This window comes from Streptomyces sp. TRM64462, assembly GCF_013362995.1.
Lineage (GTDB): Bacteria > Actinomycetota > Actinomycetes > Streptomycetales > Streptomycetaceae > Streptomyces.
Window position 1 is genome coordinate 5551 of the sequence record NZ_JABWDV010000469.1, and the last position, 17548, is coordinate 23098.

At 70.4% G+C, this 17548-nt stretch carries 16 protein-coding genes and 2 tRNA genes; 14 read left to right on the forward strand and 4 right to left on the reverse strand.

From position 1 onward, the window contains the following. Positions 1 to 121: 121 nt before the first annotated feature. Positions 122 to 535, reverse strand: coding sequence for an SsgA family sporulation/cell division regulator (locus HTZ82_RS31570; protein ID WP_003959770.1), 414 nt, complete (start codon positions 533 to 535; stop codon positions 122 to 124). A 199-nt stretch (positions 536 to 734) separates the two neighbouring features. Here HTZ82_RS31570 and HTZ82_RS31575 point away from each other — a divergent pair, with 199 nt between their 5' ends. From HTZ82_RS31575 to HTZ82_RS31585, 3 genes are all read left to right on the forward strand, one after another. Continuing rightward, on the forward strand, positions 735 to 1199 hold the full coding sequence (locus HTZ82_RS31575) for a TIGR02611 family protein (protein WP_175412839.1): 465 nt from the start codon (positions 735 to 737) through the stop codon (positions 1197 to 1199). Between the two features lie 64 nt (positions 1200 to 1263). After that, positions 1264 to 1338, forward strand: a tRNA-Val gene (locus HTZ82_RS31580). 129 nt (positions 1339 to 1467) lie between these two features. Continuing rightward, positions 1468 to 1542: transfer RNA gene (locus HTZ82_RS31585), tRNA-Val, on the forward strand. 68 nt (positions 1543 to 1610) lie between these two features. On the opposite strand, the gene HTZ82_RS31590 is transcribed toward HTZ82_RS31585, so the two are convergent. Further along, the gene (locus HTZ82_RS31590; RefSeq protein WP_175412840.1) at positions 1611 to 2339 is read right to left on the reverse strand and encodes a 3'-5' exonuclease; all 729 of its coding nucleotides are present in this window, start codon (positions 2337 to 2339) and stop codon (positions 1611 to 1613) included. A gap of 152 nt (positions 2340 to 2491) precedes the next feature. On the opposite strand from HTZ82_RS31590, the gene HTZ82_RS31595 reads away from it, so the two are divergent. The 4 genes from HTZ82_RS31595 to HTZ82_RS31610 all read left to right on the forward strand — a co-directional run bounded on the left by HTZ82_RS31595 (position 2492) and on the right by HTZ82_RS31610 (position 6996). Beyond that, positions 2492 to 3061, forward strand: coding sequence for a DUF4365 domain-containing protein (locus HTZ82_RS31595; protein WP_175412841.1), 570 nt, complete (start codon positions 2492 to 2494; stop codon positions 3059 to 3061). Next, complete coding sequence (locus HTZ82_RS31600) at positions 3061 to 4194, forward strand: hypothetical protein (RefSeq protein ID WP_175412842.1); 1134 nt, start codon at positions 3061 to 3063, stop codon at positions 4192 to 4194. The genes HTZ82_RS31595 and HTZ82_RS31600 overlap by 1 nt, the downstream gene beginning before the upstream one ends. Positions 4195 to 4308: 114 nt before the next feature. Next, positions 4309 to 6285: a threonine--tRNA ligase gene (thrS, locus tag HTZ82_RS31605; RefSeq protein WP_175412843.1), complete on the forward strand. Its 1977-nt coding sequence runs from the start codon at positions 4309 to 4311 to the stop codon at positions 6283 to 6285. 150 nt (positions 6286 to 6435) lie between these two features. Next, complete coding sequence (locus HTZ82_RS31610; RefSeq protein WP_175412844.1) at positions 6436 to 6996, forward strand: HIT domain-containing protein; 561 nt, start codon at positions 6436 to 6438, stop codon at positions 6994 to 6996. A 2-nt stretch (positions 6997 to 6998) separates the two neighbouring features. Here HTZ82_RS31610 and HTZ82_RS31615 read toward each other — a convergent pair whose 3' ends face one another. Together HTZ82_RS31615 and HTZ82_RS31620 are read right to left on the reverse strand one after the other, a co-directional pair. Continuing rightward, the gene (locus tag HTZ82_RS31615; RefSeq protein ID WP_175412858.1) at positions 6999 to 8621 is read right to left on the reverse strand and encodes a hypothetical protein; all 1623 of its coding nucleotides are present in this window, start codon (positions 8619 to 8621) and stop codon (positions 6999 to 7001) included. 252 nt (positions 8622 to 8873) lie between these two features. Continuing rightward, a complete protein-coding gene (locus HTZ82_RS31620) occupies positions 8874 to 11075 on the reverse strand; it encodes an elongation factor G-like protein EF-G2 (RefSeq protein ID WP_175412845.1) in 2202 nt (733 codons plus the stop codon). 292 nt (positions 11076 to 11367) lie between these two features. On the opposite strand from HTZ82_RS31620, the gene pgsA reads away from it, so the two are divergent. The 7 genes from pgsA to HTZ82_RS31655 all read left to right on the forward strand — a co-directional run bounded on the left by pgsA (position 11368) and on the right by HTZ82_RS31655 (position 17495). Then, the gene (gene pgsA / locus HTZ82_RS31625) at positions 11368 to 12093 is read left to right on the forward strand and encodes a phosphatidylinositol phosphate synthase (RefSeq protein WP_254712262.1); all 726 of its coding nucleotides are present in this window, start codon (positions 11368 to 11370) and stop codon (positions 12091 to 12093) included. Beyond that, complete coding sequence (locus HTZ82_RS31630; RefSeq protein WP_175412846.1) at positions 12090 to 13007, forward strand: phosphatidylinositol mannoside acyltransferase; 918 nt, start codon at positions 12090 to 12092, stop codon at positions 13005 to 13007. The genes pgsA and HTZ82_RS31630 overlap by 4 nt, the downstream gene beginning before the upstream one ends. Continuing rightward, the gene (locus HTZ82_RS31635; protein ID WP_175412847.1) at positions 13004 to 14170 is read left to right on the forward strand and encodes a glycosyltransferase family 4 protein; all 1167 of its coding nucleotides are present in this window, start codon (positions 13004 to 13006) and stop codon (positions 14168 to 14170) included. Before HTZ82_RS31630 ends, HTZ82_RS31635 begins: the two co-directional genes overlap by 4 nt. Before the next feature lie 146 nt (positions 14171 to 14316). Further along, the gene (locus HTZ82_RS31640) at positions 14317 to 14862 is read left to right on the forward strand and encodes a hypothetical protein (RefSeq protein ID WP_175412848.1); all 546 of its coding nucleotides are present in this window, start codon (positions 14317 to 14319) and stop codon (positions 14860 to 14862) included. A 304-nt stretch (positions 14863 to 15166) separates the two neighbouring features. Next, the gene (pdxS, locus tag HTZ82_RS31645; protein WP_175412849.1) at positions 15167 to 16081 is read left to right on the forward strand and encodes a pyridoxal 5'-phosphate synthase lyase subunit PdxS; all 915 of its coding nucleotides are present in this window, start codon (positions 15167 to 15169) and stop codon (positions 16079 to 16081) included. A 5-nt stretch (positions 16082 to 16086) separates the two neighbouring features. After that, positions 16087 to 16683, forward strand: a complete 597-nt coding sequence (gene pdxT / locus HTZ82_RS31650) for a pyridoxal 5'-phosphate synthase glutaminase subunit PdxT (RefSeq protein WP_175412850.1) — start codon at positions 16087 to 16089, stop codon at positions 16681 to 16683. A gap of 59 nt (positions 16684 to 16742) precedes the next feature. Further along, on the forward strand, positions 16743 to 17495 hold the full coding sequence (locus tag HTZ82_RS31655) for a YebC/PmpR family DNA-binding transcriptional regulator (RefSeq protein WP_175412851.1): 753 nt from the start codon (positions 16743 to 16745) through the stop codon (positions 17493 to 17495). Positions 17496 to 17548: the final 53 nt, after the last annotated feature.

Genomic DNA, 17548 nt, shown 5'->3' on the forward strand with positions numbered 1-17548 from the left:
GACGGCGCCCTGCGGGCGCTGCCGGTCTGCTTCCGTCCGCCTCACGCCGCCGTACGGCCGCAGAACGGTCTGCCGGCGCCGTCGCCCCGAGTCGGACGGCGCCGTTGGGCTCCCGGTCGCCTCAGCTTTCGGCCAGGATGTGCGAGAGCTCCGTATCGAGGTCGAAGTGTCGGTGCTCGGTGCCGGGCGGCACCGCGGCGTCGGTCCGCTTCAGGAACGACTCCAGGGCCCGCGCCGGGGCTTCGAGGAGAGCCTCGCCCTCCGGGGAGCTGAGCGCGATGCAGACGACGCCCTGCCCGTGGCTGCGGGACGGCCAGACTCTGACGTCGCCGGTGCCGGTGGGGCGGTGCAGCCCCTCCGCGAGAAGGTCGCGGGCGAAGACCCACTCGACCGTCTCCTCGGCTCCGGTGTGGAAGGTGGCGTGCACGGCATACGGATCGGCCGTGTCATACCGCAGGCCCGCCGGTACAGGCAGTGAGGACTCGCTGGATACAACGAGGCGCAGGTGCAGCTCGCAGCTGACCGTGGTGTTCATAAGCGCCATGGCCTTTCGCTCAGTGTGCGCTCGGGGATTCGCACGTCGGCGAAATCGACATCCCACCTACCGTGCCGTTGTAAACCCCTCTGCCCGTTTTGTGATGCTTGGGGTACCTCGTATGGCGGTGTGTAACCAGGGGTTATAGGTCTATTTCAGTAGCCCGCGCGACCCCGCCACGTCCGGTAGGTTGGGCCCTATGAAAGCGGAGAGTGACGAGCGGGACGGGGTCGCCCAGTCGGCGACCGGCACACCCGCGACGGGGGACGTGACCCAGGACGCGACGACCGAGCGCCCGCTCGGGTCACGCGCCCCCGCCTACATCAAAGCCCGGCGCCCCCTCCACATCAGCTGGCAGGTCGGCGTCTTCCTCATCGGCCTCGCCGTGGTCGTGGTCGGCATCATCATGCTGCCCCTGCCAGGACCCGGCTGGTTCGTGATCTTCGCCGGCATGGCCATCTGGGCCACCGAGTTCGTCTGGGCCCAGCTCGTCCTGCGCTGGACCAAGCGCAAGGTCACCGAAGCCGCCCAGCGCGCACTCGACCCCAAGGTCCGCCGCCGCAACATCATCCTCACCACCGCCGGACTGATCATCGCCGGCGCACTGATCGCCGTGTACGTGTGGAAGTTCGGCATCGTCATGCCCTGGAAGATCGACCGATGAACGACCTGACCACCGACCCCGGTCAGGGCACCCGCTGACATGCGGTAATGTTTGCGGTGCGCCCGGGCGATTAGCTCAGTGGGAGAGCGCTTCGTTCACACCGAAGAGGTCACTGGTTCGAACCCAGTATCGCCCACCACCCGGACCGAAGGCCCCGGAGACCACCGTCTCCGGGGCCTTCGGCGCACCCGGCCCACCCCCCCCCACGGCCCACCACCAAGCGGTTTGAACGAAACCCACCGGGACCTGTATGGTTCAGTGCGTTCCCGGGCGATTAGCTCAGCGGGAGAGCGCTTCGTTCACACCGAAGAGGTCACTGGTTCGAACCCAGTATCGCCCACCACCACGCAGGCCGGTCCGCACCACACGGACCGGCCTTCGCCGTACCCCCCCACACCTCCCGGCCGACACTCATGCGGCCGCCGCCGGCTGATCCGGACGCAACGGCCACGCCGGATCCACCGCCTCCTCCGACCCGTTCCGCGCGAACCACGCCTGCAACCCCCGCGCCTGCGCCGCATGCCACACCGCCTGACGCGTATGCAGCTCCGCCACCGACAACTCCTCAAGACGCGCCGCGAACCGACGCCCCACCGCCCGCACCACCTCCAGCGCCGCCACCGCGTCCGCCGCCGCATCATGCGCCCCGTCCAGCACCACCTCATAGTGCGCACACAGATCCGTCAGCGTCCGCCGCCCCTTCCGGTACCGGTCCAGATGCTTGTCCAGCACCCGCGGATCCAGCACACACATCGGCGTGTTCTGCAGATACCGCGCCAACGACGACGCACGGTGCCGCCGCAACTCACGGTCCAGCAACGTCAGATCGAACGGCGCGTTCATCACCACCAACGGCCTGCCCGCCGCACACTGCTCCGCCAGCAGCCGGGCTATCTCCTCCATCACCGGCGCGGGCCACCGCCCGTTACGCCGCAGATGATCGTCCGACAGCCCGTGCACCGCCGTCGCCTCAGCCGGCACCGGGACCCCCGGATTCACCAGCCACCGTGTCGTACGCAACCGGCCACCCGCCGCGTCCTGCACCACCACCGCGGCGGACACGATCCGATCCCGCTCGACGTCAACCCCCGTGGTCTCCGTGTCGAACGCGGCCAGGGGTCCCTCATACCAGAGCGCCATACCCCGAACTCCTCGCACATCACCGGCAGATGGACCGATCCCCTGCCCGAACCGGTGATACCCGGACCGTTTGCCCCGTACGCCGCCCGGTGACAACACACATGAAAGCCAGCACAACTGACGCACAGCCAGCCCGGAAGGCACGAAGAGCCATGGCGCTCGCGGCGCAGCCCGACCCCGGAACCCCCCTCGGCCAGCACGCCCCACCCCTCCGCGGCGGCCTCGCCACCACCGCCTGCATGGAGACCCTCCAGGTCGGCTACCTCCACGCCGTCGCGGCCGCCGCGGGCTGCAGCCTCTCCCAGCCCTTCCCCGACAACGGCATCGACTGGCACCTCAGCCACAGCGCCCCCGGCCACACCGTCGACGACGAAGTCACCATCAAGGTCCAGCTCAAAGCCACCCACCAGATCCCCCCACACCCCCCGGGCCCCGCCTTCTCCTTCACCCTCGACAACAACCACCTGGTGAAGCTCGCCCGCACCCCCGTATCCGTCCACAAGATCCTCGTCGTCATGCTCGTCCCCCGCACCCAGGACGACTGGCTCCACGCCCACCACGACCGGCTCGACCTACGCCACTGCTGCTACTGGACCAACCTCGCCGGCCACCCCGTCACCGGCCGCAACCGCACCACCGTCCGCATCCCCACCTCCCGGATCTTCGACGACCGGGCACTCTGCGCGATCATGACCCGAGTAGGCGCCGGAGGAAGACCCTGATGCCGCACCGACCCACCACCGACATCGACCCACGCGTCCTCGGCGCCCTCCTCCACCGCCACGGCTGGCAACGCCACGGCCCGACCACCGGCCACTACACCCGCTGGACCCCACCCGGCCCCGGCACCCGCCCCACCAGCCTCCTCATCCCCGACAGCCGCACCTTCCCCGACAGCGACGACCTCATCGCCGAAGCCCTCGCCGCCCTCGCCCGCAGCGCCGACCCCGGCGCCCGCGACATCCTCACCGGCCTCACCGTCCCCAGCGACGAAATCCGCTGGACCCCCCACACCACCCGGCCCCCCACCACCGACGCCGCACCCTGGACCACCCACGACCACCTACAGTCCGCCGCCCGCGCGACCCTCCTCGCCGCCGCACTCGCCGTCCACACCCCCGCCCGCCACCACGGCGCCCGCCACCGGCGCCACGCCCGCGCCCTCCTCGACCCCGTCCTCATCAGCACCGCCCCCGGCGCCCGCGCCCTCACCGCCTTCGTCCCCGTCCACCCCGGCCGCCCCCTCACCGAACGCCTCCACCACGCACTCGCCGCCACCCGCGACGCCGTCGACTACCAACGCGCCACCGGAGGCCCCGAAGCCTTCGACACCGCCGTCGCCGCAGGCGTCAGCCACGAACTCACCGACGCCCTCATCACCCTCGTCCACGGCACCGAAGGCGCCACCGTCACCCTCGCCTGGGCCCCCGCGACCGGCGCCCCCGCCGGCTGTGCCACCCGGCCCGAACCCGTCGAGTTCACCCCCGGCGACCTCCCCGTCCTCCGCCAGGCCGGCGCCCGCTACCTCCGCGACGAACCCCCCGTACCCGTCCGCCTCACCGGCACCGTCGTCCGCCTCCGCAGGCCCACCCCGCACGGCCCCGGAACCGTACGGCTCCGCGTCCTCACCGGCGCCGACGTACGGAACGTCCGCGTCACCCTCGACGAACCCGCCTACCGCACCGCCGTCCACGCCCACCTCGCCGGACTCCCCATCCGCCTCTCCGGCCGCCTTGAGAGCAGCGACGGCTTCCGCCGCCTCACCGGCGCGTACGGCGTCGAGGCGGTCGAGGTCGACGAGGCGGAACGCGACCGGCTGATCAAGTCCCTCGACGAGGACGACGCCGCCGACTGACCGCGACCGGACGGCGGCAAACCGTTTCGCGGCGCGGGAGCACGGCTCGGTACCATTCCGTACTACGCCGCGCGCCCACGACCGGGCGCGCACCCCTTCAGTCAGGAGAGACCGGTGTCAGACGTCCGTGTGATCATCCAACGCGATTCCGAGCGGGAAGAGCGCGTGGTGACGACGGGCACTACGGCCGCCGACCTCTTCGCCGGCGAGCGCAGCATCGTCGCGGCCCGCGTGAACGGCGAGCTGAAGGACCTCGCGTACGAGATCGAGGACGGCCAGACCGTCGAAGGCGTCGAGATCTCCTCCGAGGACGGCCTCAACATCCTGCGCCACTCCACCGCGCACGTCATGGCCCAGGCCGTGCAGGAGCTGTTCCCCGAGGCCAAGCTCGGCATCGGCCCGCCGGTCAAGGACGGCTTCTACTACGACTTCGACGTGGACAAGCCGTTCACGCCCGAGGACCTCAAGGCCATCGAGAAGCAGATGCAGGCCATCCAGAAGCGGGGCCAGCGCTTCTCCCGCCGTGTGGTCACGGACGAGGCCGCCCGCGAGGAGCTCGCCAACGAGCCGTACAAGCTGGAGCTCATCGGCCTCAAGGGTTCCGCCTCCAGCGAGGACGGCGCGAACGTCGAGGTGGGCGGCGGCGAGCTGACCATCTATGACAACCTGGACCCGAAGACCGGCGACCTGTGCTGGAAGGACCTGTGCAGGGGGCCGCACCTGCCCTCGACCCGTGCGATCCCGGCGTTCAAGCTGATGCGGAACGCGTCCGCGTACTGGCGTGGCAGCGAGAAGAACAAGCAGCTGCAGCGCATCTACGGGACCGCATGGCCGTCCAAGGACGAGCTGAAAGCGCACCTGAACTTCCTCGCAGAGGCCGAGAAGCGTGACCACCGCCGCCTCGGCGCCGAGCTGGACCTCTTCTCCATCCCGGAGGAGATCGGCTCCGGCCTCGCCGTCTTCCACCCGCGCGGAGGCATCATCCGCCGGGTGATGGAGGACTACTCGCGGGCGAAGCACGAAGAGGCCGGGTACGAGTTCGTCTATACGCCGCACGCGACCAAGGGTCGCCTCTTCGAGACCTCGGGCCACCTGGACTGGTACGCCGACGGCATGTACCCGCCCATGCAGCTCGACGAGGGCGTGGACTACTACCTCAAGCCCATGAACTGCCCGATGCACAACCTGATCTTCGACGCGCGTGGCCGCTCGTACCGCGAGTTGCCGCTGCGGCTGTTCGAGTTCGGGACGGTGTACCGGTACGAGAAGTCGGGCGTCGTGCACGGCCTGACCCGCGCCCGTGGCTTCACCCAGGACGACGCGCACATCTACTGCACCCGCGAGCAGATGGCGGAGGAGCTCGACAAGACGCTCACCTTCGTCCTGAACCTGCTGCGCGACTACGGTCTGACCGACTTCTACCTGGAGTTGTCGACCAAGGATCCGGAAAAGTTCGTCGGCAGCGATGAGATCTGGGAGGAGGCCACCGAGACCCTCCGCCAGGTCGCCGAGAAGCAGGGCCTTCCCCTCACTCCCGACCCGGGTGGCGCGGCCTTCTACGGCCCGAAGATCTCCGTCCAGGCGAAGGACGCCATTGGCAGGACCTGGCAGATGTCGACCATCCAGCTCGACTTCAACCTCCCGGCCCGTTTCGACCTGGAGTACACGGCAGCCGACGGCACCAAGCAGCGCCCGGTCATGATCCACCGTGCACTGTTCGGCTCCATCGAGCGTTTCTTCGCCGTCCTGCTGGAGCACTACGCGGGCGCCATGCCCCCGTGGCTGGCCCCGGTCCAGGCGGTCGGCATCCCGGTCGGCGACGCGCACGTCGCGTACCTCCAGGAGTTCGCCGCCGAGGCGAAGCGGAAGGGCCTGCGGGTCGAGGTGGATGCCTCCTCGGACCGGATGCAGAAGAAGATCAGGAATCACCAGAAGCAGAAGACCCCCTTCATGATCATCGTTGGCGACGATGACATGGCTGGGGGGACGGTCTCCTTCCGCTACCGCGACGGGTCGCAGAAGAACGGCATTCCCCGTGACCTCGCACTGCAGGAGCTCGTTGATGTGGTCGCGCGGCGCATTCAGGTGTGACGTGGTCCCCGCGTTCAGCGGGGGTGATCCCAACCCGATGTTTCGGCGGATCTATGGCACCGCGTGGTCCCCGCGCAAGCGGGGGTAGTAGAGGGGCGGTACCCGGCCGGGTACCGCCCCTCGGCGCATCCGGGTCCCGTCGTAACCCATATGCTGATCCGCATGACGAACGAGCCCGAGCAGCAGATCGGAGTCGGGACGCCGGACGCGTTCCAGCGCCTGTGGACGCCCCATCGGATGGCGTACATCCAGGGGGAGAACAAGCCGTCCGGCTCGGGTGCGGGCGATGGCTGCCCGTTCTGCTCCATCCCGTCCAAGTCAGACGAGGACGGGCTGATCGTCGCCCGGGGCGAGAGCGTCTACGCGGTGCTGAACTTGTATCCGTACAACGGCGGCCACATGATGATCGTCCCGTTCCGGCACGTCGCTGACTACACGGACCTCAGCGAGCCTGAGACCGCCGAGCTCGCAGAGTTCACCAAGCGGGCGATGAAGGCGCTCCGCAAGGCTTCGGGCGCGCACGGGTTCAACCTGGGCATCAACCAGGGCGACGCCGCCGGCGCAGGAATCGCCGCCCACCTGCATCAGCACATCGTGCCCCGCTGGGGCGGCGACACCAATTTCATGCCCGTCGTCGGCCACACCAAGGTCTTGCCGCAGCTCCTCGCCGACACCCGGCGGATGCTCGCCGACGCCTGGCCGGGCGCCTAGCGCTACGCGTCGTAGACGTCGGCCTTCTTCGGGGCCGGGTCGGCGGTGAAGCTGCTGCCGGCCATGGAGCTGGTGTCCACGCCGTGTTCTTCGAGCACCTTGACCGTCGCGGCGTGGACCGCCCGCATCACCGGTGTCGCGGCGCGGATGGCGTCGTCGGCCATGAAGCGGTGCTTCCAGGGCTGCTCCGCCCACACATGGCGCAGGCCGAAGGGCTCGGGCAGGACCAGTTTGCCGCCGAGGAAGTCGAGGACCGGCGGGAACCAGGTCAGCGGGGCGCGGACCGCGAGCCGTACGACCTCGTTCGTTTCGATCAGGGGGAGTTTGATCTCCCGTGTCTCCCAGAACCGGACCATCTTGGCGACTTCCTTCGTCTTGGCGGCCGGTTTGGTGGTGAAGAGGCCGTTGACGGGGCCGAGTGCGTGGCCGGAGACCTCGATACGGAGGGTGTGCAGGAGGGCCGTGACGGTGATGAGCATCGTCAGGACGAGCTGGCCGTCCCACAGGACGAACTGCACGCCGAGGTAGTGGCGGTTGCCCTTGCCGAACTGGTTCTCGTTGCAGATCCGCTGGATCTCGTGGGGCTTCACCTGGTACATGACGATGTCCTCGCCCTCGGGGCGGGCCACTTCCTTGGCGCCGTCGCCGACGGGGGAGACGATCCAGTGGTGCACCGACGGGGTGGGGAAGCCGGTCTTGAGGGAGCCGCGTTCCAGGAGTTTCAGCTGGTCGTGGATGGGGCGTATGACGTCCCAGGTGCGGAAGGCGTGGAATTCCTTGCCGTCGCGGGGCTTGAGTTCCTCGGCGAGGTGCCAGCCGCCCCAGCGGGTGCCCATGCCGAGTATGCCGCGGGGTCCCGCGTAGAAGACGACGTTGCTGCGCTGTTCGGCGGTGAGCTTTTCGAGGTTCTGGCGGAGTTCTTCGGCGGCGGTCTCACCGGGGTTCTGGGGGACGGCTTCGGGGATCTTGGCGGCGACGCCGCCTCCGCTGAGGAGGGCTTCCCAGCGGGCGCGGAGGTCCTTGGCGGTGGTCTCGCAGACGTGTTTGGCGAGGAACCAGCCGATGACGGGGGCGATGATCATGGCCCGGAGGTACAGGGACAGGAAGCCGGTGAACGGCAGCTTGATCAGGACGAGTACGGCGAGGACGCCGACGCCCAGGAGCAGGGCGGTGCCGGTGGCGCCGGCGCGTTTGTTGGCGGCGCCCGCCATGGTGCGGCGGAGCTGGAAGACGACGAGCCACAGGAGCAGTCCGGGCAGGAAGGCGACGCCGCAGAGCAGGGTGATGAGGGTGAGGCGGGTGTCGCGCTGCTTGCGGATGCGGTTGGCGGCGAGGCAGTGCTCGACGATCGGCTGGGGTTCGGTGCCGAAGGACTGGATGACGGGTTTGCGTCCGCCGCCGAGCATGCGGAGGGCGACGGCGCGTGAGAAGGCCTCGCCGAGGTTGGGTTCGAAGAGCGAGAACTTGCCCTTCTTGACGGTGGATTCGTACCAGTCGTTGTTGGCTTTGAGGATGTCGTCGACCGCGCTGTCGCGGTATGCGGCGGAGGCCAGGGCGTTGGTGGCCACCGTCTGTCCGTCCGAGCCCTGGAGCGGGACCTGTGCCCCGGGGCCGAAACCGTTCATTGTCACTGCCGCCCCCATCGACGCGTGTGCCGCAACCTGTGTCCCCGCACTGCGGCCTTCCCAACTCCGGTGTGTCGCACACCTGCTGAACTGGGCACTCCAGCCTATCGGGGACGTGGGGTGTGCGTCAGGGAGAAGGCGGAAGGCCTCCTGCGGCGATGGTCCCGTGCGGTTGCGTGTGTCGGGCGGCGCCTGCCGGGAGGGGATTCGGCGGGCGGCGCCCGAGGTGGTGGAGGCGGGCCTGGCGGGTGGTCAGGCCGCGGGCTGTGCGCGGACCTTGTCGGCGATGTGGGTGGGCATGGCCTCGTGGCGTGCGTAGGTGCGCTGGAAGCGGCCGGTGCCGTGGGACAGGGAGCGGAGGTCGACGGCGTACCGGCCGATCTCCAGCTCGGGGACGTCGGCCCGTACGAGGGTCTGGCCGGGGCCTGCCTGTTCGGTGCCGACGACGCGGCCGCGACGGCCTGAGAGGTCGCTCATGACGGGTCCGACGTATTCGTCGGGGACGAGGACCTGGACTTCGGCGACGGGTTCGAGGAGGTGGATGGGGGCGTCGGCGGCTGCTTCGCGGAGGGCGAGGGCGCCGGCGGTCTGGAAGGCGGCGTCGGAGGAGTCGACGGAGTGGGCCTTGCCGTCGCGGAGGGTGACGCGGATGTCGACGAGGGGGTGTCCGGCGGCGACGCCGCGGGCGGCCTGGGCACGTACGCCCTTCTCGACGGAGGGGATGAACTGGCGGGGTACGGCGCCGCCGACGACCTTGTCGACGAACTCGATGCCGGAGCCCGCGGGGAGGGGTTCGACGTCGATCTCGCAGATGGCGTACTGGCCGTGTCCGCCGGACTGTTTGACGTGGCGGCCGCGTCCTGCGGCCGGGGCGCCGAAGGTCTCGCGGAGTGCGACCTTGTGGGGGACGGCGTCGACCTGGACGCCGTAGCGGGTGCGGAGCCGTTCGAGTGCGACGTCCATGTGGGCTTCGCCGAGGCACCAGAGGACGACCTGGCGGGTGTCCTGGTTCTGTTCGAGGCGCATGGTGGGGTCTTCGGCGGCGAGCCGGGAGAGGCCTTGGGAGAGTTTGTCCTCGTCGGCTTTGCTGTGGGCCTGGATGGCGACGGGGAGCAGCGGGTCGGGCATGCTCCAGGGCTCCATGAGGAGGGGGTCGTCCTTGGCGGAGAGGGTGTCTCCGGTCTCGGCGCGGTTGAGTTTGGCGACGCAGGCGAGGTCGCCGGCGATGGCGTGGTTCATCTGGCGCTGTTGTTTGCCGAAGGGGGCGAAGAGCGCGCCGATGCGTTCGTCGACGTCGTGGTCCTCGTGGCCGCGGTCGGCGAGGCCGTGTCCTGAGACGTGGACGGTCTCGTCGGGGCGGAGGGTGCCGGAGAAGACGCGGACGAGGGAGATGCGGCCGACGTAGGGGTCGGATGTGGTCTTGACGACTTCGGCGGCGAGGGGTCCTGCGGGGTCGCAGGTGAGGGCGGGGCGGGCCTTGCCCTGGGGTGTGGTGACGTCGGGTGCGGGGTGTTCGAGCGGGGTGGGGAAGCCGCGGGTGATGAGGTCGAGGAGTTCGACGGTGCCGAGGCCCTGTTTGCCGCCGGGGGCGGCGGGGGCCGCGGCGAGTACGGGGTGGAAGGTGCCGCGTGCGACGGCTTTCTCGAGGTCGTCGATGAGGCTCTTGAGGTCGAGGTCCTCGCCGCCGAGGTAGCGGTCCATGAGGGTCTCGTCCTCGCTTTCGGCGATGATGCCTTCGATCAGCCGGTTGCGGGCGGACTGGATGATGGGGATTTGGGTGTCGTCCGGGGGGTTTTCCTTTCGTTCGCCGGTGGAGTAGTCGAAGATCTTCTGGGTGAGGAGTCCGACGAGTCCGGTGGCGGGTGCGTGTCCGTCGGCGGCCTCGCGGCCGAGTACGGGCAGGTAGAGGGGGAGTACGGCGTCGGGGTCGTCGCCGCCGAAGATCTCGGCGCAGATGCGGGTGAGCTGTTCGAAGTCGGTGCGGGCGGTGTCGAGGTGGGTGACGACGATGGCCCTGGGCATGCCGACGGCGGCGCACTCGTCCCAGATGAGGCGGGTGTTGCCGGCGATGGCGTCGGCTTCCTGGGCGGCCGAGACGACGAACAGGGCGGCGTCGGCGGCGCGTAGGCCGGCCCGGAGTTCTCCGACGAAGTCGGCGTATCCGGGGGCGTCGAGGAGGTTGATCTTGCAGCCGTCCCATTCGAGGGGGACGAGGGAGAGCTGTACGGAGCGCTGCTGGCGGTGTTCGATCTCGTCGTAGTCGGAGAGGGATGTGCCGTCCTCGACGCGGCCGGCGCGGTTGACGGCGCCGGTGGTGAGGGCGAGGGCCTCGACGAGGGTGGTCTTGCCGGATCCGCTGTGGCCGACCAGCACCACGTTCCTGATGGATGAGGGCTGGTCGGCCGTTATCGCCCTGCCGGCGGCCCCGGGGTGGGTGTTCGCCTTGTCGCCCATGGTTCTTCCTCCCGATCGCAGGTGCACGGTGAGGTGGGGGCGCGGGCGCGGGGGAGCGGCGGGGGCATGGCGCCCCGGGGCCCCGGCGGGGCAGCTCCGGCGGTGCCCGCGGTCGTTCTTCGAGCTTTCCACTGTGTTGGTGCCGCGTCCATACGTCGGACATCGGCCGACGTCGGAGGCGGGGTGCGGGTGCCCTGGGGTGCCGTGAGGTGCCGTGGGGCGGCGCGTGACTACGATGGGCCCGCCGGTGGCCGTAAGGGGCCGCCCGGCACACCGACCTCTCGGGAAGGCCATGCTGAACAAGTACGCGCGTGCTTTCTTCACGCGTGTTCTCACGCCGTTCGCCGCGTTTCTGCTCCGTCGCGGGGTGAGCCCCGACGCGGTCACGCTCGTGGGTACGGCGGGTGTCGTGGCCGGTGCGCTGGTCTTCTTCCCGCGCGGGGAGTTCTTCTGGGGCACCATCGTCATCACGCTGTTCGTGTTCTCCGACCTGGTCGACGGCAACATGGCCCGTCAGGCGGGGGTGTCGAGCCGGTGGGGCGCGTTCCTGGACTCGACCCTGGACCGGGTCGCGGACGGGGCGATCTTCGGCGGTTTCGCGCTGTGGTACGCGGGCGGCGGTGACGACAACGTGCTGTGCGCCGTGTCGATCTTCTGTCTGGCGAGCGGCCAGGTCGTGTCGTACACGAAGGCGCGCGGTGAGTCGATCGGGCTGCCGGTCGCGGTGAACGGCCTGGTGGAGCGGGCGGAGCGGCTGGTGGTATCGCTGGTCGCGGCGGGCCTCGCGGGGCTGCACGGGTTCGGTGTGCCGGGTATCCAGGTGCTGCTGCCGATCGCCCTGTGGCTGGTGGCCGTGGGCAGCGCGGTGACGCTGGGGCAGCGTGTGGTGACCGTGCGCCGTGAGGCGGCGGAGGCGGACGCGGCGGAGACGGACGCGGCGGCCGGCGACGGGTCCGCCGGGGGTCCGGCCGGTGGTTCAGCCGGGGGTTCTGCGAGGGGGAGTGAGGCCACGTCATGAGCGGGGCGCGGGAGCGGCTGACGGACGCGCTGTACGGACTGGGCTGGGGCACGGTGAAGAAGCTGCCCGAGCCGGTCGCGGCCGGGTTGGGCCGCCGGATCGCGGACACGGCGTGGAAGCGGCGCGGCAAGGGTGTGCTGCGGCTTGAGGCGAATCTGGCGCGGGTCGTGCCGGACGCCTCGCCGGCGCGCCTTGCGGAGCTGTCGAAGGCCGGTATGCGGTCGTACATGCGGTACTGGATGGAGTCGTTCCGGCTGCCGGCGTGGAGCAAGGAGCGGGTCCGGGACAGCTTCGAGATCAAGGACGTGCACCTTCTGACGGACGGCCTGGCCGCCGGGAAGGGCGTGATCCTGGCGTTGCCGCACCTGGCCAACTGGGACCTGGCCGGGGTGTGGGTGACGCGGGCGCTGGGCGTGCCGTTCACGACGGTCGCCGAGCGGCTGAAGCCCGAGACGCTGTACGACCGGTTCGTCGCGTACCGCGAGTCGCTGGGCATGGAGGTGCTGCCGCACAGCGGCGGGTCCACGTTCGGGACGCTGGCGCGGCGGCTGCGGGAGGGCGGCCTGGTGTGCCTGGTCGCGGACCGTGACCTGTCGGCGTCCGGGGTCGAGGTGGAGTTCTTCGGTGAGGCCGCGCGGATGCCGGCCGGTCCCGCGCTGCTGGCCCAGCAGACCGGGGCGCTGCTGCTGCCGGTGACGCTCTGGTACGACGGCACGTCCACGATGAAGGCGCGGGTGCATCCGCCCGTGGACGTCCCCGGGTCAGGTACGCGGGCCGAGAAGACGTCTGTGATGACACAGGCGCTGGCCGACGCCTTCGCCGAGGGGATCGCCGAGCATCCGGAGGACTGGCACATGCTGCAGCGGCTGTGGCTCGCGGACCTGGACCCCGCGACCGCGAAGGGGCCGATGTGAGGATCGGCATCGTCTGCCCGTACTCCTGGGACGTGCCGGGCGGCGTCCAGTTCCACATCCGGGACCTGGCGGAGCACCTGATCCGGCTCGGGCACGAGGTGTCCGTGCTCGCCCCGGCGGACGACGAGACGCCGCTGCCGCCGTACGTGGTGTCGGCGGGGCGCGCGGTGCCCGTGCCGTACAACGGGTCGGTGGCGCGGCTGAACTTCGGGTTCCTCTCGGCGGCGCGGGTGCGGCGGTGGCTGCACGACGGCACGTTCGACGTCATCCACATCCACGAGCCGGCGTCGCCGTCGCTCGGGCTGCTGACGTGCTGGGCGGCGCAGGGGCCCATCGTGGCGACGTTCCACACGTCGAACCCGCGGTCGCGGGCGATGATCGCGGCGTATCCGATCCTCCAGCCGGCGCTGGAGAAGATCAGCGCCCGGATCGCCGTGAGCGAGTACGCGCGCCGCACCCTCGTCGAGCACCTCGGCGGTGACGCGGTGGTGATCCCGAACGGCGTCGACGTGGACTTCTTCGCCCGTGCCGAGCCGAAGGCGTCCTGGCAGGGCGAGACACTCGGGTTCATCGGCCGTATCGACGAGCCGCGCAAGGGCCTGCCGGTGCTGATGAGGGCCCTCCCGAGGATCCTGGAGGCCCGCCCGGGGGCGCGGCTGCTCGTCGCCGGGCGGGGGGACGAGGAGGAGGCCGTCGCGTCGCTGCCGCGCGAGATGCGGCAGCGGGTGGAGTTCCTCGGCATGGTCAGCGACGAGGACAAGGCGCGGCTGCTGCGCAGCGTCGACGTGTACGTGGCGCCCAACACGGGCGGCGAGAGCTTCGGGATCATCCTGGTGGAGGCCCTGTCGGCGGGCGCGCCGGTGCTGGCCAGCGACCTGGACGCGTTCGCGCAGGTCCTGGACCGGGGCGCGGCCGGCGAGCTGTTCGCCAACGAGGACGCGGACGCCCTGGCGGACGCGGCGATCCGGCTGCTGGGTGACGAGGCGCGGCGCGCGGAGCTGAGCGAGCGGGGCAGCGCGCATGTGCGGCGCTTCGACTGGTCGACGGTGGGCGCGGACATCCTGGCCGTGTACGAGACGGTCACCGACGGCGCGGCGTCGGTCGCCACGGACGAACGCGCGACGGGACGACTCCGCGCCCGGTGGGGCCTGGCCCGGGAGTAGGCGGAATCGGGGGCCTCCGCCCCCCGAACCCCCCGAAACCCCCGCTCCTCAAGCTCTTCGAGCAGGGGGTACCCCACAGGGGCGAAACGGGGGTCTGGGGGCGGAGCCCCCAGACCGGGACCTCGGCCCCGGTAGCCTTTCGGGCCGTGACCGTAACGCTGATCGTCTGGATCGCCGTCGCCCTGTTCGCGATCGGCCTGTACCTGAGCTGGACCGCGGGGCGCCTCGACCGGCTGCACGCCCGGATCGACGCCGCCAGGGCCGCGCTCGACGCGCAGTTGCTGCGCCGGGCGTCGGTGGCCCAGGAGCTGGCGACGTCCGGGGTGCTCGACCCGGCGGCGTCGATCGTGCTGTACCAGGCCGCCCACGCCGCGCGTCAGGCCGAGGAGGAGCAGCGGGAGGTCGCGGAGAGCGACCTGAGCCAGGCGCTGCGCGCCGTCTTCGGCGAGCCCGAGCAGATGGAGGCCGTGCGGGAGGCCCCGGGCGGCGAGGAGGCGGCCGGTGAACTGGCCGCGGCGGTACGGCGCGTGCCGATGGCGCGGCGGTTCCACAACGACGCGGTGCGCGCCGCGCGGGCGCTGCGGAGGCACCGTAAGGTGCGCTGGTTCCGGCTGGCGGGGCACGCCCCGTTCCCGATGGCGTTCGAGATGGACGACGAGCCCCCGGTGGCCCTGGCGGACCGGCCCGCCTGAGCCCCCCCGCCTGAGCCCCCGCCTGAACCGCCCCGCGCGCTGCGGCCCCAGCGAGCCCCAGCCACCCCCTGCCCCACCCCACATCCGCCAACCGCACGCCCCTGAAGCCCGCGCGGCGCCATGTGTCCCAGGCTGCGGCCCGATCGGCATCCGCCCAGGTCGGAAGGGGCGCGGGCGCCACCGTACGGGCAAAACGAGCCACCTCCTCCACATTGGCCCTTGATGTGGCCTGTCCCCGCCCTGTTTCCTCGCTGTGTTGTCCCCGGGTCTCGCACCCGTCCCGTGATTCCTAGTGAGGTCCTCCGTGTCCAGCACGCCCACCACCACCCCGCAGACCCCCGAGACCGGCACCGCGCGCGTGAAGCGCGGCATGGCCGAGCAGCTCAAGGGCGGCGTGATCATGGACGTCGTCACGCCGGAGCAGGCCAAGATCGCCGAGGACGCGGGGGCCGTCGCGGTCATGGCCCTCGAGCGCGTCCCCGCCGACATCCGCAAGGACGGCGGCGTGGCCCGTATGTCCGACCCGGACATGATCGAGGGCATCATCGACGCCGTCTCGATCCCGGTCATGGCGAAGTCCCGCATCGGCCACTTCGTCGAGGCGCAGGTCCTGCAGTCCCTCGGCGTCGACTACATCGACGAGTCCGAGGTCCTGACCCCGGCCGACGAGGTCAACCACTCCGACAAGTGGGCGTTCACCACCCCCTTCGTCTGCGGCGCCACCAACCTGGGCGAGGCCCTGCGCCGTATCGCCGAGGGCGCCGCCATGATCCGCTCCAAGGGTGAGGCCGGCACCGGCAACGTCGTCGAGGCCGTCCGCCACCTGCGCCAGATCAAGAACGAGATCGCCAAGCTGCGCGGCTTCGACAACAACGAGCTGTACGCCGCCGCCAAGGAGCTGCGCGCCCCGTACGAGCTGGTCAAGGAGGTCTCCGAGCTCGGCAAGCTGCCGGTCGTGCTGTTCTCCGCCGGTGGCGTCGCCACCCCGGCCGACGCCGCGCTGATGCGCCAGCTGGGCGCCGAGGGCGTCTTCGTCGGCTCCGGCATCTTCAAGTCCGGCGACCCGGCCAAGCGCGCCGCCGCCATCGTGAAGGCCACCACCTTCTACGACGACCCGAAGATCGTCGCGGACGCGTCCCGCAACCTGGGCGAGGCCATGGTCGGCATCAACTGCGACACCCTCCCCGAGGCCGAGCGCTACGCGAACCGGGGCTGGTAACAGCCATGAGCACCACCCCCGTCATCGGCGTCCTGGCCCTCCAGGGCGACGTACGGGAGCACCTGATCGCCCTGGCCGCGGCGGACGCCGTGGCCAGGCCGGTCCGGCGCCCCGAAGAGCTGGCCGAGATCGACGGCCTGGTCGTCCCCGGCGGCGAGTCCACCACCATCTCCAAGCTGGCGAACCTGTTCGGCATGATGGAGCCGCTGCGTGAGCGCATCGCGGGCGGCCTGCCCGTGTACGGCACCTGCGCCGGCCTGATCATGCTCGCGGACAAGATCCTGGACCCGCGCTCGGAGCAGGAGACCTTCGGCGGCATCGACATGATCGTCCGCCGTAACGCCTTCGGGCGGCAGAACGAGTCCTTCGAGGCGTCCGTCGAGGTCACCGGCATCGACGGCGGGCCCGTCGAGGGCGTCTTCATCCGCGCCCCCTGGGTCGAGTCGGTCGGCGCCGCCGCCGAGGTCGTCGCCGAGTACGACGGGCACATCGTCGCCGTACGCCAGGGCAACGCCCTCGCCACGTCGTTCCACCCCGAACTCACCGGAGACCACCGGGTGCACGCCCTGTTCGTCGACATGGTGCGCGCCGCGCTCCGATGAGATCCCGGTAGGATCTCTGGGGTTCGATCTGAATTTGGTTACGCGAAGGAGACAGGCAGATGTCCGGCCACTCTAAATGGGCTACGACGAAGCACAAGAAGGCCGTGATCGACGCCAAGCGTGGCAAGCTCTTCGCGAAGCTGATCAAGAACATCGAGGTCGCGGCCCGCACCGGCGGTGCCGACCCGGACGGCAACCCGACGCTGTTCGACGCCATCCAGAAGGCGAAGAAGAGCTCCGTACCGAACAAGAACATCGACTCCGCGGTCAAGCGCGGCGCCGGCCTGGAGGCCGGTGGCGCCGACTACGAGACGATCATGTACGAGGGTTACGGCCCGAACGGTGTCGCGGTGCTCATCGAGTGCCTCACCGACAACCGCAACCGCGCCGCGTCCGACGTCCGCGTCGCCATGACCCGCAACGGCGGTTCGATGGCCGACCCGGGCTCCGTGTCGTACCTCTTCAACCGCAAGGGCGTCGTGATCGTCCCGAAGGGCGAGCTGACCGAGGACGACGTGCTGGGCGCGGTCCTCGACGCGGGCGCCGAGGAGGTCAACGACCTCGGTGAGAACTTCGAGGTCATCAGCGAGGCCACCGACCTCGTCGCGGTCCGCACCGCCCTCCAGGAGGCCGGGATCGACTACGACTCGGCCGAGGCCAACTTCGTCCCGACCATGCAGGTCGAGCTGGACGAGGAGGGCGCGAAGAAGATCTTCAAGCTGATCGACGCCCTGGAGGACAGCGACGACGTGCAGAACGTCTTCGCGAACTTCGACGTCTCGGACGACGTCATGGCGAAGGTCGACGCCTGACCGGCACCCGGTCACACGTCTGATCGCGCTTGATCGCACCACGACGCGGCGGG